Raw genomic sequence first — 25,943 nt, 5'->3', positions numbered from 1 at the left:
AGAAGATGTCATCCAATCGCCATAAAACCGCCCCGCCACCGTCATATTCCCCCTCTAGCATCATGCTCGAACCTTAACTGACCTAGTCCAGAGGGATGGGATGATGAAAAGCGTGATCGCAAGTGCACTGGCCCTGGCAGCCATCAGCCAACCGTTTTTTGCAACGAATAGCTACGCCGCCGAAAATATCGCGGATCTCGAAAAAGCCGCCCGCGGCGAAGGCCAGCTCCACAGCATCGGCATGCCCGACAGCTGGGCCAACTGGAAGGATACCTGGCAGCAGCTGGGCAGCATCTACGGCATCAGGCATCAGGATACCGACATGAGCTCGGCCCAGGAGATCGCCAAGTTCGCCGCCGAGAAGGCCAATGCCACCGCCGATATCGGCGACGTGGGCGGCGCCTTCGGCCCGGTCGCGGTCAAGCAGGGGGTCACCCAGCCCTACAAACCCTCCACCTGGGCCGACATTCCCAACTGGGCCAAGGATGCGGACGGCCACTGGATGCTGGCCTATACCGGCACCATCGCCTTCCTGATCAACAAGGATCTGGTCAAGGCCGCCCCCACCAGCTGGCAATCCCTGCTGGGTGGCGACTACAAGGTGACCCTGGGTGACGTGGGCGTGGCCTCCCAGGCCAACAACGGCGTGCTGGCGGCGGCCTATGCCACCGGCGGCAGCGAGAAGAACCTCAAGCCCGCGCTGGATCTGTTCGGCCAGCTGGCCAAGCAGGGTCGCCTGTCGCTGAACGACCCCACCATCGCCAACATCGAGAAGGGCGAAGTGGAAGTGGGTGTGCTGTGGGACTTCAACGCCCTCAACTACCGCGACCAGATAGACCCCAAGAAGTTTGAGGTGGTGATCCCGAGCGACGGCTCCGTCATCGCCGGTTACACCACCATCATCAACAAATGGGCCAAGCACCCCAACGCCGCCAAGCTGGCGCGGGAATACATCCTCTCCGATGCCGGTCAAGTCAACCTGGCCCGTGGCTACGCCCGCCCCATCCGCAGCAACGTGACCCTGCCCGATGACGTCAAGGCCAAGCTGCTGCCAGCCGAGCAGTATGCCAATGCCAAGCCGGTGCAGGATCACGCCGCCTGGGAGCAGAGCTCCAAGGCCCTGCCGCGCCAGTGGCAAGAAACCGTCATGATTAACATGCAGTAAGGGGATCCAGTGCGACACAAGGTGATAGTGGTACTTGTGGATGGCCTGGCAGCCGAGGTAGCCCACACCATGGGCTACCTTTTCGGCATGGTGGAGGCGGGGCGCGGCCTGCATACGACCCTGAGCTGCGCCCTGCCGTCTCTCTCCCGGCCCCTCTACGAGTGCATCCTGACCGGCGTGCCGCCGGTGGCGAGCGGCATCACCCACAACGGGGTGACGCGCCTCAGCCAACACGACTCCATCTTCCATCTGGCCCGCGCCGCGGGCAAGCGCACCGCAGCGGCGGCCTATTACTGGGTGAGCGAGCTTTACAACCAGAGTCCCTGGCTGGCGGCCCGGGATCGCTTTACTCACGATGAGCAACTGCCCATCCAGCACGGCTGCTTCTACTGGGATGACGCCTACCCCGACAGCCATCTGCTGATGGATGGGGAGTGGCTGCGCAGCCAGTACGACCCCGATTTTCTGCTGATCCACCCCATGGGGGTGGACGATGCAGGCCACAGGTTCGGCCTCGATTCCCGCCAGTACCGCAACCAGGCGCGCCGCATGGACAGCCTGCTGGCCGACCTGCTGCCACTGTGGCTGGCACAGGGGTACCAGGTGGTGATCACCTCGGATCACGGCATGAACAAGGATCTCAGCCACGGCGGCACCCTGGCCGAGGAGCGCACCGTGCCGCTCTGGCTGTTTGGCGATGCCTTCGTCGCGCGCTGGCCGGATGGCGCCCTGATCCACCAGACCCAGCTCTGCGCCCTGATGGCCGACCTGCTGGGGGTTCCCCACGACAAGCCGAGCGGCCCGCCGCTGCTCAAGGCTGCCTTTATGCGCGAGGTGCACCCATGATGCCTGCCACCACCGAGATCTGCACGGATCAACCCGCAACAACCCGGCGCAAGGTGCGCCGTCACTGGCTGCCGGCCCTGGTGCTGCTGCCCTTTGTCCTCTTGATGATCCTGTTCCAGCTCGCCCCCATGGTGTGGGTGCTGGTGGGCAGCGTCCAGACAACCGATGGCTGGGGTCTCGACCATTACCGGGAGATTTTGAGCTCCCCCTTCTATCTGCAATCCTTCACCAACTCCTTGCGCATCGCCGGCATCAGTAGCCTGGCGGGGCTCGCCATCGGCACCCTCGGGGCGGCGGCGCTGCGCCACAGCGGCGAGCGGGTCAAGCGGCTGCTGCTGGCCTTCGTCACCATGACAGGCAACTTCAGCGGGGTGCCGCTGGCGTTCGCCTTCATCATCGTGCTCGGCATCAATGGCGCGGTGACCCTGCTGCTCAAATCCTGGGGCCTCATCGACGGCTTCAACCTCTACTCCGGCAGCGGTCTTATCCTGATTTACACCTACTTCCAGATCCCGCTGGCCCTGCTGCTGCTCTACCCGGCGTTCGATGCGCTGCAGGATGAGTGGCCGCAAGCGGCCGCCCTGCTCGGCGCCAGCAAGGGGCAGTATGTGTGGCACGTGGCGCTGCCGGTGCTCACCCCCGCCCTGCTTGGCACCCTGATCATCCTGTTTGCCAATGCGGTGGGGGCCTATGCCTCCGCCTACGCCCTCACCACCGGCAACTTCAACCTGGTGACCATACGGGTGGCGAGCCTGGTCTCGGGCGACATCTTCCTCGAGCCCAACCTGGCGGCGGCGCTGGCGGTGATCCTGATGGTGCTGCTGGGGGTGGTGACGGCCGCCAACCAGTGGCTGCTGAAAAAGAGCTATGTGAACAAGGGGCAATCCCATGCATGACCTGACACCGTGTTCTGGATCGAACAAGCTGGGTGCAGTTGGCCCACATCATGGCGGGAGACGACAAGATGCATGACCTGACGCCGCGCTGGCCGCGCTGGGTGCTGGGGGCCCTGGTGGCCACCCTGCTGCTGCCGCTGCTGGCCACCTTCCTCTACTCCATCTCCACCCGCTGGGGGGCGACCCTGCTGCCGGACGGCTTCACCCTCGACTGGTATCTCAAGCTCTGGGGCGATCCGCGCTTTCTCGCGGCCTTTGGCCGCAGCCTCCTGGTCTGCTTCGCCACCCTGCTGCTGGGGACCCTGGTGCTGGTGCCGACCGTGCTGGTGGTGGCTTATTACTTCCCCAGGCTGGATCCCTGGATGAACTTGCTGATCCTGCTCCCCTTCGCGGTGCCACCGGTGGTCTCGTCGGTGGGGCTGCTGCAGATCTACGCCGACGGCGTCCTGCCCATCATCGGCACGCCCTGGATCCTGATCGGCACCTGGTTCACCGTGGTGCTCCCCTTCATGTACCGGGCGCTGGCCAACAGCCTGCAAGGGGTGCCGCTGAAAGATCTGATGGATGCCGCCCACCTGCTGGGGGCCAGCAGCGGCCGCGCCTTCCTGCTGGTGGTTGTCCCCTGCCTGCGCAAGGGGCTCTTGGCGGCGCTGTTTCTCTCCCTCTCCTTCCTGCTCGGTGAGTTCGTGTTTGCCAACATGCTGGTGGGCACCCGTTACGAGACCCTGCAGGTCTACCTCTACAACATGAGGTCCACCTCGGGCCACTTCACCAGTGCGCTGGTGATGAGCTACTTCCTGCTGACCCTGCTGCTCACCTGGGCGGCCAACAGATTTCATCGGTGATCCAAGATGTTTCATTTAGAAGTCAATCAGTTGCATAAATCCTACGGCGACACCAAGGTGTTCGAGGGGATCGAATTCGGCATCCGCAAGGGGGAGCTGGTGACCCTGCTCGGCCCCTCCGGCTGCGGCAAGTCCACCCTGCTGCGAGCCCTGGCCGGGCTCACCCCGGTGGATGGCGGTCAGGTGCGGGTGGCCGGTGAGGACATCACCTGGCAGGCGCCCCAGAAGCGGGGCATCGGCATGGTATTCCAGAGCTATGCGCTGTTTCCCAACATGACGGTGTGGGACAACGTCGCCTTCGGCCTCAAGATGAAGCCCCAGCCGGGGCGCGAGCTCTCGGCCAGCGTGAAAGAGGCGCTGGCGCTGGTGGAGCTGACCGGCTTCGAGCGCCGCTATCCGGCCGAACTCTCCGGCGGCCAGCGCCAGCGGGTGGCCCTGGCCCGGGCCCTGGTGGTGCAGCCGCGGATCCTCTTGCTGGACGAGCCCCTCTCGGCGCTGGATGCCCGCATCCGCCGCAGCCTGCGCCAGCAGATCCGCGAGATCCAGCGGCGCCTCGAGCTCACCACCATCTTCGTGACCCACGATCAGGAGGAGGCGCTCACCCTGTCGGATCGCGTCTTCCTGATGAACAAGGGATCCATCGTCCAGAGCGGCACCCCGGAGCAGATCTACACCCGCCCCGCCAGCGAGTTTGTGGCGAGCTTCATCGGCCACTACAACCTGCTGGGCGCCGAGCAGGGCAAGTCCCTGTTCGGTCCTCGCCATCGCAGCAAGCTGGCCCTGCGCCCCGAGTCCATCACCCTGCTGCCCCCAGGTACCCAGTGCGACGACCCCAGCCTGCCCGGCGTCATCGTCCACCAGCAGCTGCTCGGCAACGTCATTCGCTACCAGGTGGAGTGCGAGGCGGGGCTGTTGACGGTGGATTGCCTCAACCGCTCGGCCGATGACCTCCTGCCGGTGGGCCGTGCCGTGACCCTGGCGGTGGCCCGGGATCAACTCTGTGAGGTAGCATGACGCCTCGTTTCATTTTCGTTGCGACTGCAAGGAGCCCTCATGGCACTGGCACTGTTTGATCTGGACGACACCCTGATATCCGGGGATAGTGCCAGCCTCTGGCTGGAGTACATGGTGGCCGGGGAGCTGGCCCCGGCGGGCATGGTGGCCGAGGAGCAGGCCATGATGTCCCTCTACCACCAGGGCAAGATGGACATGCACCAGTACATGGCCTTCACCCTGCAGCCCCTGGCGGGCAGGTCGCGCCAGTGGCTGGAGCAGCAGTGCCATCACTTCGCCGAGCAGATTCTGCGCGAGCGCCTCTACCCCGAGGGATTGGCCCGCATCGAGTGGCACCGCCAGCGGGGGGACGAGCTGGTGCTCATCTCCGCCTCCGGCGAACACCTGGTGACCCCCATGGCCAGGATGCTGGGGATGGATCACTGCGTCGCCATCCTGCTCGACGAGGAAGCCGGCAGGCTGACCGGTCAGACCCGGGGCACCCTCAGTTTTAGGGAGGGCAAGGTGGCCCGCATCAACCAGCTCTTTACCGGCAGGGACAACCTCTGGCAGGGGAGCTTTGGCTACAGCGACTCCCACAACGATCTTCCCATGCTGCGGGCGGTGAGCCACCCGCACGGGGTCAATCCGGCCCCCGCCCTGCGCCAGCAGGCCGAGGCGCTGGGCTGGCCCATCCTCGACTGGCAACGGGCCGAGGGGCAGGCGCAGTAGCGCCACAGCGATCCGATGAAACGACACAGAGGGGGCCATGGTCTCCTCTGTGTCGTTTCAGGCACGGCGTCACACCTGACGCAGCAAGGGTGCCGGCAACGCCTCCCCCGCCTGATCGCAGCGGTTCTTGCCCGCCTGCTTGGCGCGACAGGCCTCGGCACCCGCCGTCTCCCTCTGCGGATAACCAAACCTTCGCCGCCGCTCCGTGCCCAGCCGAATGGCGACCCGATCGGACACCCAATCCTGGTCGCATCACCCATCGTGCAGATAAGCCGGGGGATGGGTCACGGCTCCCCTCTCACATCCTCGGCCTTCACTTGGCCGTAGATCAGGGTAAACTGTCGCCCCAGTTGCGCCAGAGAGGGTTCGACCAGGCTCTCGCGCAGCGGGGCATGACTGGCGCCAAGACCTTGTCCCAGCGCCTGTTGCAGGTTGCAAGACATGGGCCGCCAGTAGATGCAGCCCAGGCTCGGCACCGGCATGAACAACCCCAACCGCCTGGGCTGACCTGGAAGCAAGACTGTTGGCAACCAGGGCATCGCGCAAGGATGGCTTCGCATCGCTGGGTTGTCGACGCAGATTACCGGCGACGATCTCCTGCGCCCAAAAGGAAGAAAAATGTTCGATGTTCCACAGCCAGGCCGCCCATGCTGACCCACGACTACTGGATATCCGTGCACTTTTGCGCCCTCATCATGCTGACCGGCGCCCTCACCTCGGAGTACTTCCTGTTTCGCCGCGGCATGTCCATCGAGCAGGTGCGCAAGTTGCTCATGGCCGACGGTCTGGCGGCGCTGGCCCTGCTGTTGCTGTTTCTGAGCGGCATGATGCGGCTCTATGACAGCCCCCAGGGGCCGGGCGAATTGCTGCAACTGTCTGGCTACCGGCTCAAGTTGCTGCTCTTCGTGCTGATGGCCCTGAGCTTTGGCTACCCGAGCCGCCTCTTCTACCGCTGGCGCCGATCCCTGCGCCGGGGACAAGCCCCCATGGTCTCGACCCAGCAGCAACTGTGGGTGATCTGGATCCTGCGCATCGACCTGCTGCTGCTGATGCTGATCCCCCTGCTCGCCCACACCTCCCTCCCCTGACCCGGCGCTCGGCGGACCAAGACAAAGCCCATCCCAGGCGGTATGGTGGAGAGGGTGCCTCAACTTTTTGATTTCAGGGATGAAACCGTATGCGTTCTAACATGATGTTGCTGATGGCGGCCGCCATCTGGGGGCTGGGTTTCGTCGCCCAGCGGCTGGGGATGGATCACATGGGGCCTTACACCTTCAACGGCCTGCGCTTCCTGCTCGGGGCCGCCTCCCTGCTGCCGCTCTTGTGGTGGCTCAAGTCCCGCCAGCCGACCCGGCCAGACAAGGAGGACAACCCGCGCCTGCTGCTGACCGGGGGTCTCATCGCCGGCACTGTGCTCTTCTCCGCCGCCTCCCTGCAACAGGTGGGGCTGCTCTATACCACGGCCGCCAAGGCGGGCTTCATCACGGGGCTCTACATCATACTGGTGCCCGTGCTGGGACTGGCTCTGCGCCACAAGACGGGGGTCAACACCTGGGTCGGCGCCCTCATCGCCATGGCCGGGCTCTATTACCTCAGCGTGACCGAGGATTTCACCATGGGCTACGGCGACCTGTTGCAGGTGATCGGCGCCCTGTTCTGGGCCATTCACCTGCTGGTGCTGGATCACTACTCGAGCCGGGTCGCCCCCATTCGCCTGGCCGGGGTGCAGTTCCTGGTGTGCGGCCTGCTCAGCCTGGTCACGGCGTTTGCCATCGAGACCCCGACCCTCGGTGGCGCCGTGGCGGGCTGGCAGGCGCTGCTCTATGCGGGGCTGGTGTCGGTCGGCATCGGTTACACCCTGCAGGTGGTGGGCCAGCGCGGCGCCCACCCGGCCCACGCCGCCATCATCCTCAGCCTGGAGACGGTATTCGCCGCCATCGGCGGTGTTCTGCTGCTGGGGGAACATCTGGACGAACGGGCCATCGTAGGCTGCGCCCTGATGCTGGCGGGGATGCTCATCTCCCAGATCCGCCTGCGCTGGTGGTGGAAATCCCGCCGGGACAAGGTGCCCAGCCAGTCCTGATGCGGTCGCGGCCGACTACGCAAGTGGCCGGTCTCCATCCCCCAATAAAAACGAGGCGCCCACAGGCGCCTCGTCTTATGGCCCCAGGTCTAACGCACGCTGGAGCAGAAGCTCACGTCGTCGCGCAGGGGGTCATTGCTCACGCTGTGGTAGAGCTCGAAGCAGGGGCCGTCGCCAAAGGCGAGCCCGGCGGAGACGATATCGCCGACATGCTCCTGCCAGCGCGGCCCGTACTGGCTGCGATCCGTGATGAGGTAGCGGGACTGGGCGTAGCGCCCGGCGGGGATGAGTTGCGTTTCCACCTCCCCCGTCCCCTGGGTGCCCGCCGGCACGCTGATGCCGATGTCGGTGCGGCACTGGGCCGGCGGCGTGACTTGCGGGTTGTCGTGGTAGATGAAGATCCACTCTCCCCCTTCCAGGCCACGGGGCGCGGCCCACTGGTGAAGACGATGGCAGACGGCGTCATAGCCTTCGCCATAGGGGCCGGTGACCCGGATATAGGCCAGGGTGCGGGCGTCCATCTCGACAGTTTTCATATTGTTGCTCCTTGCTGATGACAGGTCTTCAGCATAAGGGAGCGCCCCTTGCCATGCGTGTCCTTCCTTGCGATCCAGGTGTCCGTTCTTGCCCTTGTCGCGGCGAAACGCCCCTGGCGTGCAGCCATAGTGACGACGAAACGCCTTGGCGAAGGCCTGGGAGCTGGCCAGACCCGCCCCCAGGGCGATGGCGGTGATGCTGGCATCGGTGTAGCAGAGCTGCCAGGCCGCCCGCTGCATCCGCAGCCGCCGACACATCTCGCCGGGGGACTCCCCCACCACGGCGGTAAACACCCGGTGGAAGTGGTAGAGGGAGAGGCAGGCGCGGCTCGCCAGCGCCTCGATGGAGAGATCCGGATCCTGCTCCAGCGCCCGCAGCACCGGAGTCAGGCGCTCGCGATAGTCGATCACCGCTTGATCCTGGCCATATAGAGGGCGTCCACATACTCACCACCACGGAAGGCGTAACCACGGGCCAGCCCCTCCTGCTCGAATCCGAACTTGCGATAGAGTGCCAGGGCCCCCTGATTGTCGCCGTAGACGGTCAGCTCGATCCGCCGCAGGTTGAGCCAGTTGTCCGCCATCTCCAACACGGCCGCCAGCAGGGCGGAACCTACCCCCTTGCCAGTCCAGTCATCCCGCACCCCCATACCGATGCTGGCCACATGCCTGCGCCTGGGATTGGCCTCTCCGTGGAGCGAGATCTGACCCACCAGCTGCCCCTCCACCTCAGCCACTAGCGCCACCAGGCCGCCGTTCTCCAGCCGCTGCTGCCAAACACTCAGGGGTGGATAAGGCAGTTGCAGTGTGCCCGCCTGAGCCTGGGGCATGGCGTAGAGATCCCGCAAGGCGGGGGCGTCGCCGGGCTCGGCGTGACGGATGTGGATCTGCATATGGGTCTCCTCTGGCTAGCTCTCATCATGCCCCATCCCCGGGGGCGGGTCATCCCCCCACCACAGTCATTTGCGATACCTATCAAAGAGCTAGGAAAGGGCCATTGGCCCTGAGGGAGCAGGATCCTTAGGCTGGCCCCAGCTCAACAAGGAGAGATTTCATGACTGACAAGACCCTGCGCAGCGCCAACGGCGCCCCCGTTGTCGACAACAACAACAGCCTTACCGCCGGCCCTCGCGGCCCCGTGCTGATGCAAGACGTCTGGTTGATGGAGAAACTCGCCCACTTCGACCGCGAGCGCATTCCCGAGCGGGTGGTGCACGCCAAGGGCTCGGGCGCCTACGGCACCTTCACCGTGACCCATGACATCAGCGCGTTCAGCAAGGCCGACCTGTTCAATGCCGTCGGCAAGCAGACCCCGGTCTTCCTGCGCTTCTCCACAGTGGCCGGCGAGAAGGGGGCCGCCGACGCCGAACGGGACGTACGCGGTTTCGCCCTCAAGTTCTATACCGAACAGGGCAACTGGGATCTGGTGGGCAACAATACCCCGGTGTTCTTCATCCGCGATCCGCTGAAATTCCCCGACTTCATCCACACCCAGAAGCGGGATCCGCGCACCAACCTGCGCAGCGCCACCGCCGCCTGGGACTTCTGGTCCCGCCACCCGGAATCCCTGCACCAGGTCACCATACTGTTCAGCGATCGCGGCATCCCCAAAAGCCTGCGGCAGATGAACGGCTACGGCAGCCACACCTTCAGCTTCATCAACTCGGCCAACGAGCGCTTCTGGGTCAAGTTCCACTTCAAGACCGAGCAGGGCCACAGCTTCTACACCGATGAAGAGGCCGCCACCGCCGTCGGTCAGGACAGAGAGACCAGCCAGGCGGATCTGTTCAACGCCATCGAGCGGGGCGACTTCCCGCGCTGGAAGGTCTATGTGCAGGTGATGCCGGAGGCCGAGGCCCAGAGCTACCAGATCCACCCGTTCGACCTCACCAAGGTGTGGCCGCACAGTGACTACCCGCTGATCCCAGTCGGCGTGCTGGAACTCAACCAGAACCCGGACAACTACTTCGCCCACGTGGAGCAGGCAGCGTTCACCCCGGCCAACGTGGTGCCCGGCATCGGCTTCTCGCCGGATCGCATGTTGCAGGGGCGGCTCTTCTCCTACGGTGACACCCAGCGCTATCGTCTCGGCGTCAACCACGGCCTGCTGCCGGTCAACGCCCCGCGCTGCCCGTTCCACCACGGCGCCCACCGCGACGGCGCCATGCGAGCGGACAGCAATGGCGGCACCAGCCCCAACTACCAGCCGAACCGCTTCGGTACCCAGCAGCCGAGCGAGCAGCACGAACCGGCCCTGAGTCTGGAAGGGGCCGCCCTGCACCATGATTTTCGTGACTACGACGATGACTACTACAGCCAGCCGGGGGATCTGTTCCGCCTGATGGACGAGGGGCAGCGCGCCCGCCTCGCCGCCAACATGGCACGCTCCCTCATTAACGTGGAGGATGACGCCATCGTCGCGGCCCAGCTCCACCATCTCGAGCAGGCCGACCCCGAGTACGCCAAGCGGGTGGAGCTGGCCCTGGCCGCCCTGCAACGCTAATCCGCAAGCAGGCAACATCTGCAAAAGCAAAACGGGGGCCTGATGGCCCCCTTGTCATCATGGTGACAGGGATAAACGCAAAACGGGAACCCTGAGGCTCCCGTTTTCATCAATCTCTATCAATCCCGGACGGACCGCGCTTCGCGCTCTGCCCGCTCCCTGACCAGCAGGCGTTTGTACCACCAACTATTGCGACGACGTTGAGTAATGGAAGAGCGACGAGCCATAGTCTTGGGTCCCATGCCAATTGTGAGCGAGGCCGTATTATGCGATAGCCTTCCCGCTCCTGTCTTTAGCTGGATCAAGAAAAGCTCAGCGGGGCGTCTCGATGCGATCCACCCCGGCCGGAGGGGCGGCTCCCTCCCTCTCCTCTTGCAATGGACGCCAGGCCAGGGGGCCATTGCTCTCCTGCAGGTTGATGGGGGCGCAGATCAGCCCGTGCTCTCCCTGGGGGATCCGGGCGCCGAGAGAATATTGCTGTCCCTCATACCAGCAGATCCGCTCCGCCATGGCGCCCAGGGGCAGCACCAGATCCGTACCGGCCCTGATGGTATGACGGGATGGCTCGGCCATGGCCGGCAGGGTTAGCCCCAGCAGGGCCAGCATGACAACGACTGATTTCATCGCGACTCCTTGGTTACCTCTTTCAGGCGACCAGACCGAGGGAAAACTTGATTAATAAGTGACACACCATCTGGCATTCCGGAACCAATATGGTAGCCTGCGAGCGCCGCGCCAGCCTGTACAGGAATTGGCCGCCACAACCCCAGTAACCTGGTCTGAACGAGACCGAGATTACCTTAATTATCAAATCGTTATTTGGATTTTCCCCCAATGCGTATCATGCCCTTGCTCAAGGCGACCTGCCTGAGCCTGATGTTGTCCGCCTGCGTCGCTCCCCTGCTGATGATGGGCCCCTCCAGCCAGTTGATGTGGGCCCTGCTCAAGCCGCTGGTCGGTTTCGACCCCAACGAGGTCAATCTGTTCGAACAACCCCTCATCAAGGACAGGATGACGGCCCTGCTCGGCCCCAACTATGACACCACGGTCGCCCTGCTCAAGACGGCCGGTGAGCTGCAACAGGAAGGGCCCCTCTTCTATGTGGTCTCCCGCTATACCCCGGTGCCCGACCTCGCCCAGAAGGCGGGCCTGGTGTGGAACTCGGATACCAACCAGATGGCGGTCAAGCTGCTCAAGGGGGATGCCGTCGAGGTGTTTGGCGAGCAGTTGGGTCAGGTGACCCCGAGCTGGCCGAGCGAGATGAGCGGCTGGCAGACCCCGGCCAGCGAGGCCGCCAAGGGAGCCATGACAGGGTCGGCCAGCGAGCTGCTCAACGGGGCGAGCCAGCAGGCCGCCAAGGCGGTCAGCAACCAGGCCAGCCAGGCAGCCGAGGGCGCCAGCGCAGCGGCAACTCAAACGGCCACTCAAGCCACGACTCAGGCCGTGACCAAGGCGGTTGACGAGGCGGGCAAGCAGGCCGCCCAAAGTGCCAGCGCAGCGGCAGCTCAAGCCGCCACTCAAGCCACGACTCAAGCAGCAACCCAGGCCGTGGCCAAGGCGGCCAACGAGGCTGGCAGCCAGGCTGCCCAAAGCGTCAGCGCAGCGGCAGCTCAAGTCACCACTCAAGCCGCAACTCAAGCAGCAACCCAGGCCGTGACCCAAACGGCCGACGAGGCCGGCAAGCAGGCCACCCAGAGTGCCAGCGCAGCGGCAACTCAAGTCACCACTCAAGCCGCAGCTCAAGCAGCAACCCAGGCCTTGACCCAAACGGCCGACGAGGCGGGCAGCCAGGCCTCACCGGTTCAGGATCCTCAGGCCGCCGCCCGCGCCAGCGCCGAGGCCGAGCTGGAGGCACTGCTGAAGTGAGGACGTGCAGCGCCGTGACTCGGCCCCAACCCTTTCCTGCCCGGAGACTAAGAGGATGAGGATGGCGATCATGGCTCGCCCCCTGGCCCTCATCGGCCTGCTGGCTACCCTGCTCAGTCCGCCGCTGGCGGCCCTGACCTACTACGCGGAGCAGGATCTGCCCTTCAGCGGCCAGGACCAGGAGGGGCGCGGCACAGGGTTCAGCATAGAGGTGCTGCGTCTGATGTGGCAGGAACTGGGTCAGGAAGAGGCCCCCATCCAGTTCCAGCCCTGGGCCCGGGGCTGGTATCTGCTGACTCAGCAACCGGACGCCGTGCTGATCAGCACGGCGCGCACACCATCTCGCGCCTCTCAGCTGCAATGGGTCTGCCCCATCAGCAGCGCCCGGATCGTGCTGATGGCCAGGGCCGACGCGTTGCCGACAATCCAGCGCGGGGCCGATCTGCTCGCCCTGAGGATCGGGGTCATGCAGGCCGATGTGGGTGAGCAGCTGCTGCTCAATCGCGGCGTTCCCCCGAGTCAGCTGATGACGGTGCCCAGCATGGATCGGGTGGCACGCCTGTTGCTGCTGGCCCGCACCGATCTGGTGGCGGGCAACGAGGTGATATTGCGACACCAGATCCGCCAGCTCGGTTACCCGGAGGAACAGTTCGTCACCGTGGCCGTGCTGGCCCGGCAGGACAACTGCTTCGCCTTCAATGCCGCCGTGGATCCGGCCGAGGTGGCCAGGCTGCAGCAAGCCCTAGACAAGGTGCGCCAAGGCCCCGCGTTTCGCGCCCTGCAGGCCCGCTATCGAGACGAATTCGCACCGGGCAACAATGCCCTCCTGCCCGAGATAGAGTAAGGCCGGGTGCCTCTACGCCAGACAAAGGCGCCAGGCCAAGACGCCAAGCAAAGAGGTCACCCTGGAGTGACCTCTTCTTCATCCGGCGAGGGGGCAGGCAGCTATTTGTAGAGGTTGTCCTGCTCGTTGTCCTTGGAGTGAGGCCGGGCGCCTCTGTGCCAGGCAAAGGCGCCAAGCAAAGAGGTCACTCTGGGGTGACCTCTTCTTCATCCGGCGAGGGGGCAGGCTGCTATTTGTAGAGGTTGTCCTGCTCATTGTCCTTGCTGGCGGCCGGCTCACTGTGCTCGATGGCGGTGCGGATGAGATCCACCCCGGCCCGGATGATCAGCACCCCCATGTTGACCAGCTTGACGCAGACCCACATAAAGGTAATGAGCAGGATCAGCTTGAGCACGGTCTGGAACGCCTCCAGGAAGTTCTGCTCCAGCTGGCCGGTCAGGCCATTGGCACTGCTCATCAGCCAGGTGTAGACCTCGCGCACGAAGGGGATGCGGCTCGGCATTTCCAGCACGTCCAGTGCGGCAGGCAGGGCCTGGCAGATGACGATACTGCCAAACAATATCAGGATGACGCCGAGGCCGATGCCGAGATAAAAACCTAACTGTTTCATGAGGAGTCCCACGGTTTGCTGCATGAAGGGTGACGATAGCTGCCAATAGTAGGCACAGGGGCGGGCAAGGGCAATCCAGACCTGGGCAAGCGGGGTCATGCACAGGGAAAACATTGCCCAAACGACTGATTTCTGTGACCCTTGCGCGATTGCTCCCGGACTCGCCCCTCATGCTCAGATACGCTTGCTGCCTGTTACTCGCCCTGTTCGCCGCCGTACCGACCTTGGCCCAATCGACGCCCACTTCGGCCGTGTGCGTCATCAAACACCAGGAGAGGGTCCTGCTGGTGCAAGACAGGGCCTCGTTACGCTACGGCCTGACCGGCGGCTATATCGACCAGGGCGAGACACCACCCCAGGCGGCGCTGCGGGAGCTGTTCGAAGAGACCGGACTCAGAGGAAGGGTCGTCGCCCCCCTGGGCCGCTGGCAGTCCGCCGAGCTGTTTGCCTGCCAGACCCAGGACCCCATGGTCACACAGTCGGGCACGGGAGCCGTCTCCCTGCTCCAGGCCCCCCACCGCAATGGGGAGGTGCTCAGCGCCCTGCTGATCGCCCCCGGCGCCCTGCCCCGGGAGCGGCACCGCTTTTCGGCGCAGCTCGACTGGCTGGCCCCCCGTCTCGCCGGGCTCCCTGACAGCGAGGTCACCTGGGTGGTGGATTTCCGCTCCAGGGCCAGTGCCCTCCACGACCGGGAGCTCTCCCTGATCCGTCAGGTACAGAGCCTCATCGGGCCCCAGGCGCCCTGGCTGCAACTGGCCAATCTCGCGGGCTCCCCCTCCATCCTGCTGCTGCTCATCTCCTTCTTGCTGCCCCTGCTGGGCTGGCCCAGGGCACGGCAGTTGCTGTTCGCCATGCTGTGGCTCTCCTTGCTGGTTGAGCTCGCCAAGGAGGGCGTGGCCTGGCCTAGACCCTTCAACTTCATGCCGGACCTTGCCCTCCATGCCGTACCCGGTTTCGGCATGCCGAGCGGCCACTCGGCCATGGCCATGCTCTGTTGGGGCCTGCTGCTCAAGTGGGCCTGGCCGGGACGACAAGGCGTGGCGCTGGCGCTCGCCCTGTCACTGGGGATCGCCACCGGCCTGGGCCGCGTCTGGCTCGGGGTGCATTTCATCTCGGACGTGGTGGCCGGCCTGCTGCTGGGGCTGACCCTGTTCGCCCTGTCCCCCTGGCTGCTGCCCCTGGCCAGTCGACCGCGCCCCTGGCTGCTGCTCGCCGGCCTCGCCGGTGTTGGTGCCGCCGCCTTGCAATCTCCATCCCTGCTCGCCATCGCCCTCGCCAGCCTGGCCCTGTTGATCGGGAGCCGGAGCCGGGTCGACCGCGCTCGTCGCCGTTCCTGGTTGACCGGCGTAATCGCCCTGTCAGGCGGCCTGTTGTTGGGCCTGCTTGGCGCCCGTTTGCCACAGCTCATCACCAGTTCTCAGTTGATCCTGAGCGGGCAAGGCATACTCTATGGGCTTTGGGGGCTCTGGTTGAGCCATGGCTTCTGGTGGCTCCTCTCCCTGACCGATGACCACAACCGGGGCATGACCCCACCGCAAGGAACATCATGACCATCAAGAAACCGGATCTGGCCAAGATCACCCTGGGGGTGCTGTTTCTCAGCATTCTCATCATCTCCTGCTTCATGGTGCTGCGCCCCTTCCTGCCCGCCCTGGTGTGGGCCACCATGATCACCATCGCCACCTGGCCCCTGATGCGGATGATGCAGCGCCTGCTGTGGGGCAAGCGCGCCCTGGCCGCCCTCTTCATGACCCTGGTGCTGCTGCTGATGTTCGTCATCCCGCTGTTCATGGCCCTGGCCAACGTGGCGGAGAAGGCCCCCATGCTGATCGAGTTCGGCACCAACCTCAGCCACTCGCCGCCCCCCAAGCTGCTCTGGCTGCAAGAGGTGCCCCTGGTGGGGGACAAGCTGTTCGAGTTCTGGCAGCAGATACTGGCGAGCGGTGGCCAGGTGCTGTTTGCCAAGCTGGCCCCCTACTTCGGCCAGACCGCCCGCTGGCTCGCCTCCCAGGCGGGCAATCTGGGCCTGTTGTTCGTCCACTTCCTGCTGACCGTGGGGATCTGCGGCCTGCTCTATCACTCGGGGGAGAAGGCCGCCGACGGCATCCGCCGCTTCGCCCACCGCCTGGCGGGCGAACGTGGTGACAATGCGGTGGTGCTCGCCTCCCAGGCGATCCGCGCCGTCGCCCTGGGGGTGGTGGTGACCGCCCTGGTGCAATCCTCGGTGGCCGGCATCGGCCTGCTCATCGCCGGCATCCCCTACGTCATGGTGCTGGTGGTGCTGATGTTCCTGCTGATCGTCGCCCAGATAGGTCCCTTCCCGGTGCTGCTGGCCAGCGTGGGCTACCTCTACTGGAGCGGCGACACCACCTGGGGCACCTTCCTGCTGATCTGGTCCCTGCTGGCGGGCACCATGGACAACTTCCTGCGCCCCTTCCTCATCAAGCGCGGCGCCGACCTGCCCCTGATCCTGATCCTGGTGGGGGTCATCGGCGGCCTGCTGGCCATGGGGATCATAGGGCTCTTTATCGGCCCCGTGATGCTGGCGGTGGGCTACACCCTGCTGGATGCCTGGATCAAGGAAGGTGACCAACCGGCGACTGCTGCGGTTGAAGCGCCCAAGGCCGAGTGACGATTTGGTAACAAGACGATTCAGCCATCCATCGCTGATACAAAGAGCCGCCCATAAGGGCGGCTCTTTGGCTTATTACCGTCCCACGCAGGTTCGATTACGCCTTACGGCTAATCGGAACCTACGGGCTTACTTCCCCCAAATCCACTGTTTCTTTCTCAACGCGGAGTTTTTCGGTGTTAGGAAAAAAGGGAAAAACTCGTACATATAGGGTATTTCATTTTCCTTACCCTGTTGCGCATATAATTCGTGTAACTCGTAACATTGATGACGCAACAGGCCATAAAATGGGCGCAGCATTTCAATAATCGACCATATTATATGAGGATTAGCCTTTTCTGTAGCAGACATCAAATAGTAAAAGTCGAGTACAGTAACCCACTCACCATCTACATTTTGTTGCCAACTACTCGCCATACCTGAGCGTTCAATTACTTCTGCTGCGTCATTTCGTAACTTTGTATGCACATCACTACGTAGGCTCCAAATATGATCGTCAATTACAGATAACCAAAGTCCGATAGGATCATCATTTTCATTGTGATTAGTTAACACATCAAGATTGTAGTATCGCGAACCTTTCGCAAACTCTGTAAGAGTAGAAACTATTTTTGTTTGCTTATCATTAAGGCTCGGCTGTTGTCGTAATCCATACTCTTGGGGGAGTACTGAACAGTTTTCGAAAAGATCTTTTATATTGTGACCAAAAGCCCTCAATTCTTTGTTTGTTGGGTTTTTTAGATTATTTTTTAGTTGGTGATCAAGGATAAGCACTATTTTCATCAAACGCTCAAAACCTGTAGCAAGCTCGAACAAACCTGAGTAAAACAAGCCTCGATGATTCTCATCAATATTGGCGTTTCTTAATGAATTTAGGCCACCCAAAAGGCTAGACATTGTCAAATGTCCTTCTTGGGTAAGCAATCTATAATTTTGACTAAACATTTTATATGTTCTTCCAGAAGCCTAACAGTGATTAAATGGAAGGCGGTTCTAATCCGTTAACAGAGACTTTCATATAACTTCGGTTTGCCCTGTTCGCCGGCCAAGAAAGTACGTTTTCAAATCACAGCATTACCGATCTGCCTATGGTGCTGAATACATTCAACTCAATATTTTCCTTTGGCTCTGATTTGTACTCTTGAGCAAAAATACACTTAAGGATCGGCAATGGAAAGCACCATCTCGCCTTCTTTTAACAAATGAACCATTAGTGTGAGCGGGACGATATATCAAGAGAGCGAAGGAGTAGTACCGCGCCTTCTGTCGCTGGCTTGAGTTGCAGTTTGCCAGCCCCGCTCCCGCCGAGGATGGTTTGCCACCCTCTGAGGCAGGTCACTGAATCGGGCCGGCAAGAGTGGTTAAATGGTCGGCTCACATCTTGCCGGATATTGCTGTGACCATGCCATCTGACCTTCAGCCATTGCAGCCCTGGCCTGACTACTTGCGGGCCTCCTGGCTGCGCTGCGCCCACCAGACCAGCGCCACCCTCTGGCATCCGCCCCACTGCGCCAAGGGGCAGACCTTGCAGAGCCTGCGCCAGCGCAAGCGCGACCTGCTCACCACCGGCGAGATGGCCCTCGAGGATCTCTACGAATTTATGGAGGGGCGCCCCTGCGCCCTGCTGCTCACCGACGAGAGCGGCTGCCTGCTGGCCCAGACCGGCCACCCAGACACCCTGCGCGAGCTGGCGGTGCTGGGGTTTGGCCCCGGTGCCTTTTTCAGCGAGGGGCGCATCGGCACCAATGCCATCAATCTGGCGGCGCTGGAGGGAGTGCCGCTCTGCGTCAGCGGCCCCCAGCACTTCAACCAGACCCTGCACCCCTGGCACAGTTGCGCCAGCCCGGTCTACAACAGCAATGGCCGTCAGGTCGCCATCATGGCCCTGATCTGCAAGGTGGAGGAGGCAACGGTCGGGGATCTGGCGCTCACCGTCAGCGCCGGGCGCGAGCTGGCCCATCTGCTGCAGATGGAAACCCTGATGCAGGAGTCCCAGCACCACCTGAGCGAACTTTACGCCCTGCTCGACGGCATGGATGACGGCGTGCTGGCCTGGGATCCCCAGGGTCGACTGCGTTACCTCAACGCCCTGGCGGCGCACCGTCTGCGGCTCGATCCGGCACTCTGTCTCGGCCAGCCCCTGGAGCAGCACCTGCTGCTGCCCCAGCGTTTGCAGCTGGCCATCAGGGGGCAGACGCCGCTCAGTCATGTGGAGGTGACGCTGGAGCGGCTCGGCGCTCAGGAGGGGGAGTTCATCAATGCGCTGGTGAGCCTCAAGCCGCTGCCGGGGCCGGAGGGGGTCAGCTTTATCGCCCTGCTGCACCCGGTCGATCGGCTGTGGGCCATTCACCAGCTGCGTCAGACGGTGCCCGAGCTGTCGGCGCTGGTGGGGGAATCGAGCGCCATGCGCAAGCTGCTGCGCTACGCCCGGCAGGCGGCCCAGAGTCAGGGACCCATCCTGCTGCGCGGTGAAGAAGAGGTGGGCAAGGCCCAGCTGGCGGAGGCGATCCACTTTGGCAGCGAACGGGCCGCCGGGCCGCTCATTACCCTCAACTGCAAGGCGCTGCCGAGCGAGCGGATGGCGCTGGAGCTGATGGGCTCCGACGAAGCGGGGCAGGAACGGGCGGGCAAGTTCGAGCTGGCCCACGGCGGCACCCTGGTGCTGGAGCAGGTGGAGTGCCTCTGTGCCCCCATGCAGGCGGCGCTGTTGCAACTGCTCAAGACCGGCCGCATCCAGCGCTTCGATTCGGCCCGCATCCTGCCGCTCAAGGTGCGGATCATCGCCACCAGCAGCGCCCCGCTGGAGCAGCTGGTGCAGGAGGGGCTGTTTGGCCGCCAGCTGCTCTATGCCTTGCAGGCGTGCGAGCTGTGGCTGCCGGGGCTGCGGGAGCGCGCGGCCGATCTGCCCGGCCTTATCAGCCAGCAGCTAGGGGCGCAGGGGCGCGAACCGGTGCGCCAGTTCAGTCCGGCGGCCCTCGATTGTCTGCTCGCCTATCCCTGGCCCGGCAATCTGGGGGAGCTGCGCAGCGCCGTCGAGCATGCCCTGCTTCACGCCGGTCAGGGGTTGATCCCGCCGGAGGCGCTGCCCGCCGCCATTCGGCACGGTTATCAGTTGCTGACGGATGAGGTGGTGGGGCAACCGCTGCTCACCCTGGCGGAGCTGGAGCGGCAAGCCATCTTGCGCTGCGCCCACGCCTGCAAAGGGCAGGTGAGCCAGATGGCCCAACATCTGGGTATCAGCCGCACCACCCTGTGGCGACGGCTGAAATTGCTCGAGATCGATCCCGCCGATTATCACGGCTGACGCAGAGCCGTCACGAACCGGCCCGTAGAAAACGAAAAGGCCCCGCAGATGCGGGGCCGTATTATATGGCAGGGTCAGCCGTGGCGCGGTTACAGCCCCAGCTGGTGGGCGGTGACCATGGCCGCCAGCACATCCTCGGCGGTGACCTTGAACGGCATATTGTGGATGGTCTCGCCCTCGGCGGTAGAGGCTTTGGCGACCTCCATCAGGCGCGCCATATCCAGCTCCTTGACCCCCATCATATGCAGGTTGGTCGGCAGGCCTACCGAGCGGCAGAAACCCAGCACGGTTTCGATTTCCGCCATCGGTGCGTTCTCCAGCACCAGCTGCACCAGAGTACCGAACGCCACCTTCTCACCGTGATAGAGGTGGTGACACTCGGCGAGCTGGGTCAGGCCGTTGTGGATGGCGTGGGCGGCGGCCAGCCCGCTGCTCTCGAAGCCGATACCGCTCAGATAGGTGTTGGCCTCGATGATGTTCTCCACCGCTTTGGTGCAGAGCCCCTGCTCCACCGCCAGCTTGGCCTTGTAGCCATCGGCCAGCAGGGTCTGGTAGCAGAGCTCAGCGATGGCCTGGGCCGCCAGGGTGGAGGCGCCACCGGCCATGGTCTGGCAACCGGAGACCTTGTTGGCCCGCGCCTCGAAGTAGGTGGAGAGCGCATCCCCCATGCCGGAGACCAGCAGCCGCACCGGGGCGCGGGAGACCACACCGGTATCCATGATGACCATGTCGGGATTGGTCGGGATCATCAGGTATTCGCTGAACTGCCCTTGTGGGGTGTAGATGACCGCCAGCGCGCTGGTGGGGGCATCGGTGGAGGCGATGGTCGGCACTATGACCACAGGCACCTTCTGGTAGAAGGCGACCGACTTGGCGGTATCCAGCGTCTTGCCGCCGCCGATGCCGATGATGACGTCAAACGGGGTCTGCTTGCAGCGAGCCAGCAGGCGGTCGATCTCGGGGCGGGAGCACTCGCCGTTGAAACAGTCGAACTCTGGCTTGATCCCCGCGCCGTGGAAGCTGGTGGCCACGGTATCGCCTACCAGCTTGGTGACGAAGGCGTCGGCCAGGATCAGCGGCTTGCTGCCGAGCGCCTTGACGTAGTTGCCGATATTGGCGAGGGCCCCGTTGCCTTGCACGTATTTGCTGGGGCTGATGATAATGCGGTCCATATTCTTTCCCTCTCTCTAGTTCATAAGACTTCTTTTGAAACTAACAGGGGCGAAGGGGCGGCAGTGCCGGGGAGTCCTTCGTCTTTGACTTGCGCGACAGTGGCGCTGCACAGGCTCAGCGAGCGAGAGCAGCCCCTTGAAACAGTGGCGTGCGGCGTCAGTCGCCGAAACGCTCGGCGGCCAGCTGCTGGAAGCAGGCCAAGGCGGCGGTGGCATCCTCCCCGCGCGCCAGCAGGGTGAGCGTGTCGCCCTGACGCACGTTGAGCATGGCGAGCCGGGTCAGGCTGCGGGGATTTGCCTCTTTATCCCCCTTTTGCAGCTTGAGTTCAGCGGCAAAGGGCTTGAGGGCGGCCACCAGTCGGGCGGCGGGGCGCACATGCAGGCCGTGGGGGTTATCCACCACCACTTCGCAGCGCAGCCAGCCGTCGTCGGCAACGGGGGCTGTCTCAGTGGCGGCCTGCGCCGCGCTGGCAGGCAGCATCGCCTGTTTCGGGCCAAGCGCACCGAGCGCCTCGGCCGCCACCTCATCCAGCGTCAGGCCTGAACCTGCCGCTACCACGGCGGCCAGGGTGCCCTCAACCAGCGGGGCTGGGCAGAGACGCACCCTCGCGCTCAGCTCGGGGGGCAACAGTTCGAGGGCGGTTTCGGCGCTGAGCAGGGCACTGCCCAAATCCATCAACACCAGCACGCCGCTGCCGTCGTCCGCCTCTTCAATCGCACTCATCACCGCGATGGCATCTGTGCCTATGGGGTGGTCGGGGTCATCCACACCGGCCGCCAGTAGCAACTTGGCCGGGCTGCCGAGCTGGTCGGCCAGCGCTTTCAATCCGGCCGCAAGCTGGGCGCTGTGAGAGACAACTACGATTCCGATCATGTCACAACCTCGCTCTGTCACGCAGTGCGGTCAGCAGCAACAGGGTCGAGGTGGCCCCGGCATCCTGATGGCCGATGCTGCGCTCGCCAAGATAGCTGGCGCGCCCCTTGCGGGCCTGCATCTGGATGGTGGCCTCGGTACCGGCGGCGGCGGCTGCCACTGCCTTGTCCAGCGCTTCGTTGAGCGGCAACTCTTGCTGCTGCGCCTGTTGCAGGGCGGCCAGCGCCGGCCACCAGGCATCGCACATGGTCTTGTCGCCTGGCTCGGCGCGGCCGCGAGAGACGATCCCCTCGACGCCATCGCTCAGCATTTTGCACAGCTGACTGAGGCCGAGGCTCTGGCAGGCGTCAGTACTGGCCGCGGCCCGGATAAAGAAGGTGCCGTAGAGGGGTCCGCTGGCGCCGCCGACCGAGGAGAGAAGGGTCATGCCGGTGGTTTTCAGTACCTGACCGATATCCTTGTCCGCCACTGCGGGCAGTTTCTCGGCTACCTTGGCGAAGCCGCGTTGCATATTGAGGCCGTGGTCGCCGTCGCCGATGTCGGTATCCAGCGCGGTGAGGTAGTCGCGCTGCTCGGTAAAGATCTGTTCGCAGTCGAGCAGCCAGTTGACGATTTGATGTTTGCTTAACATGAGAATAAAGGCTCCTTAGCAGCCGCGACGCAGGGCGGGGGTATGAACGGGGGCATCCCACAGGGTCATCAGCTCGTCGTCCACCTTGAGCAGGGTGATGGAGATGCCGGTCATGTCGAGGGAGGTGCAGTAGGGGCCGATCAGGTTGCGCACCAGATGGATGCCTGCCTCTTCGCACAGGGTGGCGAGGCGGCCATAGACGCCATAGAGCTCGGAAATGGGGGTGCCACCCAGGCTGTTGACCAGCGCGATGACACGATCGCCCGCATTCAGCGGTTCGATAAAGGTGTGCTCCTCCTGCCAGCTGCCGGAGGCTCTGTCCCAGTGGCGCAGGGTGCGGCCGTAGGGGGTGTTGTCAGCAAGCTCGCTGAACATGTCGTCCACCAGGGTATTGAGGTCGGTGAAGGGGCGACGCGCGATGCCCGGCTCGCCGTGAATGCCCACGCCGAACTCCATCTCGTTGTCGGCCAGGGTGAAGGAGGGCTTGCCAGCGGCAGGTACTGTGCAGGCGTGCATGGCGACGCCTATGGTGCGGCTCTGATTGTTGATGCGACGGGCCAGCGCCTCGCAGCGGGTCAGGTCATAGCCAGCTTCGGCTGCGGCCCCCACCAGTTTTTCGCACAGCACTGTCGTGGCGACGCCACGGCGGCCGGCGGTGTAGAGGCTGTCTTTGACCGCCACGTCGTCATCGATCAGCGAGAAGCCGACCTTGACCCCGTCACCGTGCAGCAGCTCGACCGCGGTCTCGAAGTTGAGTACGTCGCCTGTGTAGTTCTTCACCAGAAACAACACGCCCGCGCCGCCATCAACGGCCTGACCGCACTCGTACATCTGATCAGGGGTCGGGGAGGTAAAAATCTCGCCGGGGCAGGCGCCATCCAGCATCCCCTTGCCCACCAGACCGCCGTGCATCGGCTCGTGGCCGCTGCCACCGCCGGAGACCAGCGCCACCTTGCCCATCACGGGGGAGTCGGCGCGAGTGATGTAGTGGGGTTCGATACGTACCTTGAGCTCGGGGTGGGCGGCTGCCATCCCCATCAGTTGTTCACGGACCACGGCATCGACGGCATTGATCAGTTTCTTCATGGCTCACTCCTTGGCTTGCCACCGCACGGGTGGGCAAATGGTTGATGGAGTCAGTCTAACGGGATAAACAGGGAGAAAAATGACGGGTGATTTGGTTCGGATTTGAAACAGCAGAAAGGTGGTCGGCGTTTCAATATGAAACACTGCAGGGCAAACGGGCGGGAAACTGTAAGCGGCCTCACAGCCATGAAAAGGGCCCCGCAGGGCCCTTCGTTACAACCGCAATAACCTGCCGGGTTAGATGGCCCAGCCACCGGCGTAGAAGACGACCAGCGCCAGGGCGATGATGACGGTGCCGACGTTCAGCTTCTTCCACTCGGCGGCAAACAGGCGACCGATGACCAGCGCCACGAAGCCCAGCATGATGCCGGTGACGATGTTGCAGGTCAGCACTATGAAGACGGCGCACAGCATGCCGGCGAGGGCATCGACCGAATCGCTGAAGTCCAGCTTGGTGACGTTGCCCAGCATCAGCAGACCGACGTACATCAGGGCCGGTGCGGTGGCGTAGGCCGGCACCAGATAGCTCAGCGGGGAGAGGAAGATCATCAGCAGGAAGAGCACGCCGACCAGCGCAGCGGTCAGACCTGTCTTGCCACCGGCGGCGGTACCTGCGGCGGATTCGATGTAGACGGCAGCCGGAGCACCACCGACGGCGCCTGCCACCATGCTGCTGACGGAGTCGGCCGTCAGGGCCTTGCCGCCGCTGATGATGTGGCCGCGTTCGTTGATGAGGCCCGCCTGACCGGCCACGGCACGTATGGTGCCGGTGGCATCAAACACGGCGGTCATCACCAGCGCCAGCACGGTCGGGATCACCACCGGATTGAGGGCGCCCAGCAGATCCATGCTCCCTACCAGGGAGCCCTTCTCACCGGTCAGGCTCGGCATGGCGAAGAAGCCCTGCCAGGTCACTTTCGGATCGAAGATGAGGCCGAGGATGGAGATGGCGATGATCACCATCAGGATGCCGCCCGGCACCTTGCGACGCTCCAGACCGAAGATGGCGGCCAGACCCAGCACCGTCATGATGACCGGGAAGGAGGTCACTTCACCCAGTTGAACCGGCAGACCGGCCCCTTCGTTCTTGATCACCATGCCGACGCCGTTGGTGGCGATCAGCAGCAGGAACAAACCGATACCGATGCCGGTGCCGTGGGCGATGCCGGAGGGGAGGTTGTCCAGGATCCACTGGCGCACGCCGGTGACGCTGATCAGGGTAAACAGCACACCCATCAGGAAGATGGCGCCCAGGGCGACCGGAATGCTCAGCCCCTGACCCAGTACCAGACTGAAGGCGGTAAAGGCGGTGAGGGAGATGGCGCAACCGATAGCCATCGGCAGCTTGGCCCACAGGCCCATCAGCAGGGAGCCGAAGGCGGCGATCAAGCAGGTCGCCACGAAGACGGGACCCTGCTCAAAACCGGCGGCACCCAGCATGTTCGGCACCACTATGATGCTGTAGACCATGGCCAGGAAGGTGGTCAGACCGGCCAGCAACTCCTGGCGCACCGTGCTGCCACGCTGGCTGATGGAGAAATAGGAATCCAAAAACCCGCCATTGCCGGCGCGGGCCGTCATTTCTTGCGTTGCCATAGTTCATCCTGAATGTGTGAAGGAAATCGTTTGCTTGCTGGCGCGCAAAATAGCAAGAATTTGGCGAAATTGCAGCGAGTTAGGGCGCATCTTACCGAACTTTTCCATTTAAAGCTTCATTGGAGGCCTGTGATTCCAGATGGGAAGCTCCCCTTCAGCTTCTACACTCTTACTAGCCCCATCAGCCGGAGAGAAGCCCATGCACACAGGCAACCTGCTTGGCCAGATCCCCTCCCCCCTGCCCAATGAGGTGTTCACCGACCTGGTCAGCACCAATCACTTTCGCATCGAGCGCATCCTCTCCCAGGGGCAACAGACCCCCACCGGAGAGTGGTTCGATCAGGATGAACATGAATGGGTATTGCTGGTGCAGGGGGAAGCCATTCTGGTCTTCATCACCCCGGATACCGGGGTACAAGAGCGCGTACATCTGGGACCGGGAGATTACATCAATATTCCCGCGCACCTTCAGCACAGGGTGGAGTGGACCCACCCGACCGATATCACCGTCTGGCTCTGCGTCTACTACTAGAGGAATCCCCGCGCCACAGTGACAAAGCATAACGAAAGAAGCCCAATTGACAGATTGGGCTTCCTGGACTCAGATGCTGAAAGTGCATAGCAGAAAGGCCTTCCCGTGAGGGAAGGCCTTTCAAATTAGTGGCGGAGCGGACGGGACTCGAACCCGCGACCCCCGGCGTGACAGGCCGGTATTCTAACCGACTGAAC

The 25,943-nt window shown here is 63.5% G+C and carries 27 protein-coding genes; 15 read left to right on the top strand and 12 right to left on the bottom strand.

All coding sequences use genetic code 11. The features are described 5' to 3' along the window. The first annotated feature begins 103 nt into the window (after positions 1-103). From ACW5W4_RS13280 to ACW5W4_RS13255, 6 genes are all read left to right on the top strand, one after another. On the top strand, positions 104-1,165 hold the full coding sequence (locus ACW5W4_RS13280) for an ABC transporter substrate-binding protein (RefSeq protein ID WP_456689695.1): 1,062 nt from the start codon (positions 104-106) through the stop codon (positions 1,163-1,165). Positions 1,166-1,174: 9 nt separating this feature from the next. Beyond that, positions 1,175-2,011, top strand: a complete 837-nt coding sequence (locus ACW5W4_RS13275) for an alkaline phosphatase family protein (protein ID WP_456689694.1) — start codon at positions 1,175-1,177, stop codon at positions 2,009-2,011. Continuing rightward, positions 2,008-2,907: an ABC transporter permease gene (locus ACW5W4_RS13270; RefSeq protein WP_456689693.1), complete on the top strand. Its 900-nt coding sequence runs from the start codon at positions 2,008-2,010 to the stop codon at positions 2,905-2,907. The genes ACW5W4_RS13275 and ACW5W4_RS13270 overlap by 4 nt, the downstream gene beginning before the upstream one ends. Positions 2,908-2,975: 68 nt before the next feature. Then, positions 2,976-3,752, top strand: a complete 777-nt coding sequence (locus ACW5W4_RS13265; RefSeq protein ID WP_456689692.1) for an ABC transporter permease — start codon at positions 2,976-2,978, stop codon at positions 3,750-3,752. Positions 3,753-3,758: 6 nt separating this feature from the next. Further along, positions 3,759-4,766, top strand: coding sequence for an ABC transporter ATP-binding protein (locus ACW5W4_RS13260; RefSeq protein ID WP_456689691.1), 1,008 nt, complete (start codon positions 3,759-3,761; stop codon positions 4,764-4,766). A 39-nt stretch (positions 4,767-4,805) separates the two neighbouring features. Next, positions 4,806-5,477 carry an HAD family hydrolase gene (locus ACW5W4_RS13255; RefSeq protein WP_456689690.1) on the top strand — a complete coding sequence of 224 codons (672 nt, stop codon included), beginning with the start codon at positions 4,806-4,808 and terminating at the stop codon, positions 5,475-5,477. Positions 5,478-5,546: 69 nt separating this feature from the next. Here ACW5W4_RS13255 and ACW5W4_RS13250 read toward each other — a convergent pair whose 3' ends face one another. Next, the gene (locus tag ACW5W4_RS13250) at positions 5,547-5,714 is read right to left on the bottom strand and encodes a hypothetical protein (protein WP_456689689.1); all 168 of its coding nucleotides are present in this window, start codon (positions 5,712-5,714) and stop codon (positions 5,547-5,549) included. A gap of 47 nt (positions 5,715-5,761) precedes the next feature. Next, the gene (locus ACW5W4_RS13245; RefSeq protein WP_456689688.1) at positions 5,762-5,959 is read right to left on the bottom strand and encodes a hypothetical protein; all 198 of its coding nucleotides are present in this window, start codon (positions 5,957-5,959) and stop codon (positions 5,762-5,764) included. Between the two features lie 165 nt (positions 5,960-6,124). Here ACW5W4_RS13245 and ACW5W4_RS13240 point away from each other — a divergent pair, with 165 nt between their 5' ends. Next, positions 6,125-6,565, top strand: coding sequence for a DUF2214 family protein (locus ACW5W4_RS13240; RefSeq protein ID WP_427263268.1), 441 nt, complete (start codon positions 6,125-6,127; stop codon positions 6,563-6,565). Between the two features lie 89 nt (positions 6,566-6,654). Continuing rightward, a complete protein-coding gene (locus ACW5W4_RS13235) occupies positions 6,655-7,560 on the top strand; it encodes a DMT family transporter (RefSeq protein ID WP_456689687.1) in 906 nt (301 codons plus the stop codon). A gap of 89 nt (positions 7,561-7,649) precedes the next feature. Here ACW5W4_RS13235 and ACW5W4_RS13230 read toward each other — a convergent pair whose 3' ends face one another. Beyond that, the gene (locus ACW5W4_RS13230; RefSeq protein ID WP_456689686.1) at positions 7,650-8,507 is read right to left on the bottom strand and encodes an AraC family transcriptional regulator; all 858 of its coding nucleotides are present in this window, start codon (positions 8,505-8,507) and stop codon (positions 7,650-7,652) included. After that, complete coding sequence (locus ACW5W4_RS13225; protein WP_456689685.1) at positions 8,504-8,989, bottom strand: GNAT family N-acetyltransferase; 486 nt, start codon at positions 8,987-8,989, stop codon at positions 8,504-8,506. Before ACW5W4_RS13225 ends, ACW5W4_RS13230 begins: the two co-directional genes overlap by 4 nt. A gap of 161 nt (positions 8,990-9,150) precedes the next feature. Here ACW5W4_RS13225 and ACW5W4_RS13220 point away from each other — a divergent pair, with 161 nt between their 5' ends. After that, complete coding sequence (locus tag ACW5W4_RS13220) at positions 9,151-10,599, top strand: catalase (RefSeq protein WP_456689684.1); 1,449 nt, start codon at positions 9,151-9,153, stop codon at positions 10,597-10,599. Between the two features lie 312 nt (positions 10,600-10,911). Here ACW5W4_RS13220 and ACW5W4_RS13215 read toward each other — a convergent pair whose 3' ends face one another. After that, positions 10,912-11,223: a DUF1496 domain-containing protein gene (locus ACW5W4_RS13215; RefSeq protein WP_456689683.1), complete on the bottom strand. Its 312-nt coding sequence runs from the start codon at positions 11,221-11,223 to the stop codon at positions 10,912-10,914. Positions 11,224-11,433: 210 nt separating this feature from the next. Here ACW5W4_RS13215 and ACW5W4_RS13210 point away from each other — a divergent pair, with 210 nt between their 5' ends. Further along, positions 11,434-12,465 (top strand): hypothetical protein, encoded by a 1,032-nt coding sequence (locus tag ACW5W4_RS13210; protein ID WP_456689682.1) that lies wholly within the window; start codon positions 11,434-11,436, stop codon positions 12,463-12,465. A 70-nt stretch (positions 12,466-12,535) separates the two neighbouring features. After that, a complete protein-coding gene (locus tag ACW5W4_RS13205; protein ID WP_427263262.1) occupies positions 12,536-13,309 on the top strand; it encodes a substrate-binding periplasmic protein in 774 nt (257 codons plus the stop codon). A 229-nt stretch (positions 13,310-13,538) separates the two neighbouring features. Here the strand turns inward: ACW5W4_RS13205 and ACW5W4_RS13200 are convergent, their stop codons facing one another. After that, on the bottom strand, positions 13,539-13,919 hold the full coding sequence (locus tag ACW5W4_RS13200; protein WP_408797144.1) for a hypothetical protein: 381 nt from the start codon (positions 13,917-13,919) through the stop codon (positions 13,539-13,541). Between the two features lie 170 nt (positions 13,920-14,089). Between ACW5W4_RS13200 and ACW5W4_RS13195 the strand changes: the two genes are divergently transcribed. Both ACW5W4_RS13195 and ydiK read left to right on the top strand, forming a co-directional pair. Next, positions 14,090-15,469 carry a bifunctional NUDIX hydrolase/phosphatase PAP2 family protein gene (locus tag ACW5W4_RS13195; protein ID WP_456689681.1) on the top strand — a complete coding sequence of 460 codons (1,380 nt, stop codon included), beginning with the start codon at positions 14,090-14,092 and terminating at the stop codon, positions 15,467-15,469. After that, positions 15,466-16,551 carry an AI-2E family transporter YdiK gene (gene ydiK, locus ACW5W4_RS13190; RefSeq protein ID WP_456689680.1) on the top strand — a complete coding sequence of 362 codons (1,086 nt, stop codon included), beginning with the start codon at positions 15,466-15,468 and terminating at the stop codon, positions 16,549-16,551. The genes ACW5W4_RS13195 and ydiK overlap by 4 nt, the downstream gene beginning before the upstream one ends. A 129-nt stretch (positions 16,552-16,680) precedes the next feature. Here ydiK and ACW5W4_RS13185 read toward each other — a convergent pair whose 3' ends face one another. Then, on the bottom strand, positions 16,681-17,448 hold the full coding sequence (locus ACW5W4_RS13185; RefSeq protein WP_456689679.1) for a hypothetical protein: 768 nt from the start codon (positions 17,446-17,448) through the stop codon (positions 16,681-16,683). Positions 17,449-17,953: 505 nt separating this feature from the next. On the opposite strand from ACW5W4_RS13185, the gene dhaR reads away from it, so the two are divergent. Beyond that, complete coding sequence (gene dhaR, locus ACW5W4_RS13180; protein WP_456689678.1) at positions 17,954-19,855, top strand: dihydroxyacetone kinase operon transcriptional regulator DhaR; 1,902 nt, start codon at positions 17,954-17,956, stop codon at positions 19,853-19,855. Between the two features lie 89 nt (positions 19,856-19,944). On the opposite strand, the gene ACW5W4_RS13175 is transcribed toward dhaR, so the two are convergent. The 5 genes from ACW5W4_RS13175 to ACW5W4_RS13155 all read right to left on the bottom strand — a co-directional run bounded on the left by ACW5W4_RS13175 (position 19,945) and on the right by ACW5W4_RS13155 (position 25,214). After that, positions 19,945-21,027, bottom strand: a complete 1,083-nt coding sequence (locus tag ACW5W4_RS13175) for a glycerol dehydrogenase (protein WP_456689677.1) — start codon at positions 21,025-21,027, stop codon at positions 19,945-19,947. Between the two features lie 157 nt (positions 21,028-21,184). Further along, positions 21,185-21,901: a dihydroxyacetone kinase phosphoryl donor subunit DhaM gene (gene dhaM, locus ACW5W4_RS13170; RefSeq protein ID WP_456689676.1), complete on the bottom strand. Its 717-nt coding sequence runs from the start codon at positions 21,899-21,901 to the stop codon at positions 21,185-21,187. 1 nt (position 21,902) lies between these two features. Beyond that, the gene (gene dhaL, locus ACW5W4_RS13165) at positions 21,903-22,532 is read right to left on the bottom strand and encodes a dihydroxyacetone kinase subunit DhaL (protein ID WP_456689675.1); all 630 of its coding nucleotides are present in this window, start codon (positions 22,530-22,532) and stop codon (positions 21,903-21,905) included. A gap of 15 nt (positions 22,533-22,547) precedes the next feature. Next, entirely contained in the window at positions 22,548-23,618 is a 1,071-nt protein-coding gene (dhaK, locus tag ACW5W4_RS13160) for a dihydroxyacetone kinase subunit DhaK (RefSeq protein ID WP_139746148.1), read from the bottom strand. Between the two features lie 237 nt (positions 23,619-23,855). Continuing rightward, entirely contained in the window at positions 23,856-25,214 is a 1,359-nt protein-coding gene (locus ACW5W4_RS13155) for an NCS2 family permease (RefSeq protein ID WP_456689674.1), read from the bottom strand. Between the two features lie 199 nt (positions 25,215-25,413). On the opposite strand from ACW5W4_RS13155, the gene ACW5W4_RS13150 reads away from it, so the two are divergent. Then, positions 25,414-25,746 (top strand): cupin domain-containing protein, encoded by a 333-nt coding sequence (locus ACW5W4_RS13150; RefSeq protein ID WP_456689673.1) that lies wholly within the window; start codon positions 25,414-25,416, stop codon positions 25,744-25,746. Positions 25,747-25,943 lie beyond the last annotated feature (197 nt).

The sequence above is a fragment of the Aeromonas crassostreae genome, assembly GCF_054052445.1.
The sequence above is the reverse complement of the archived record's forward strand: the minus strand, read 5'-3'. Positions and strand labels throughout refer to the sequence as shown.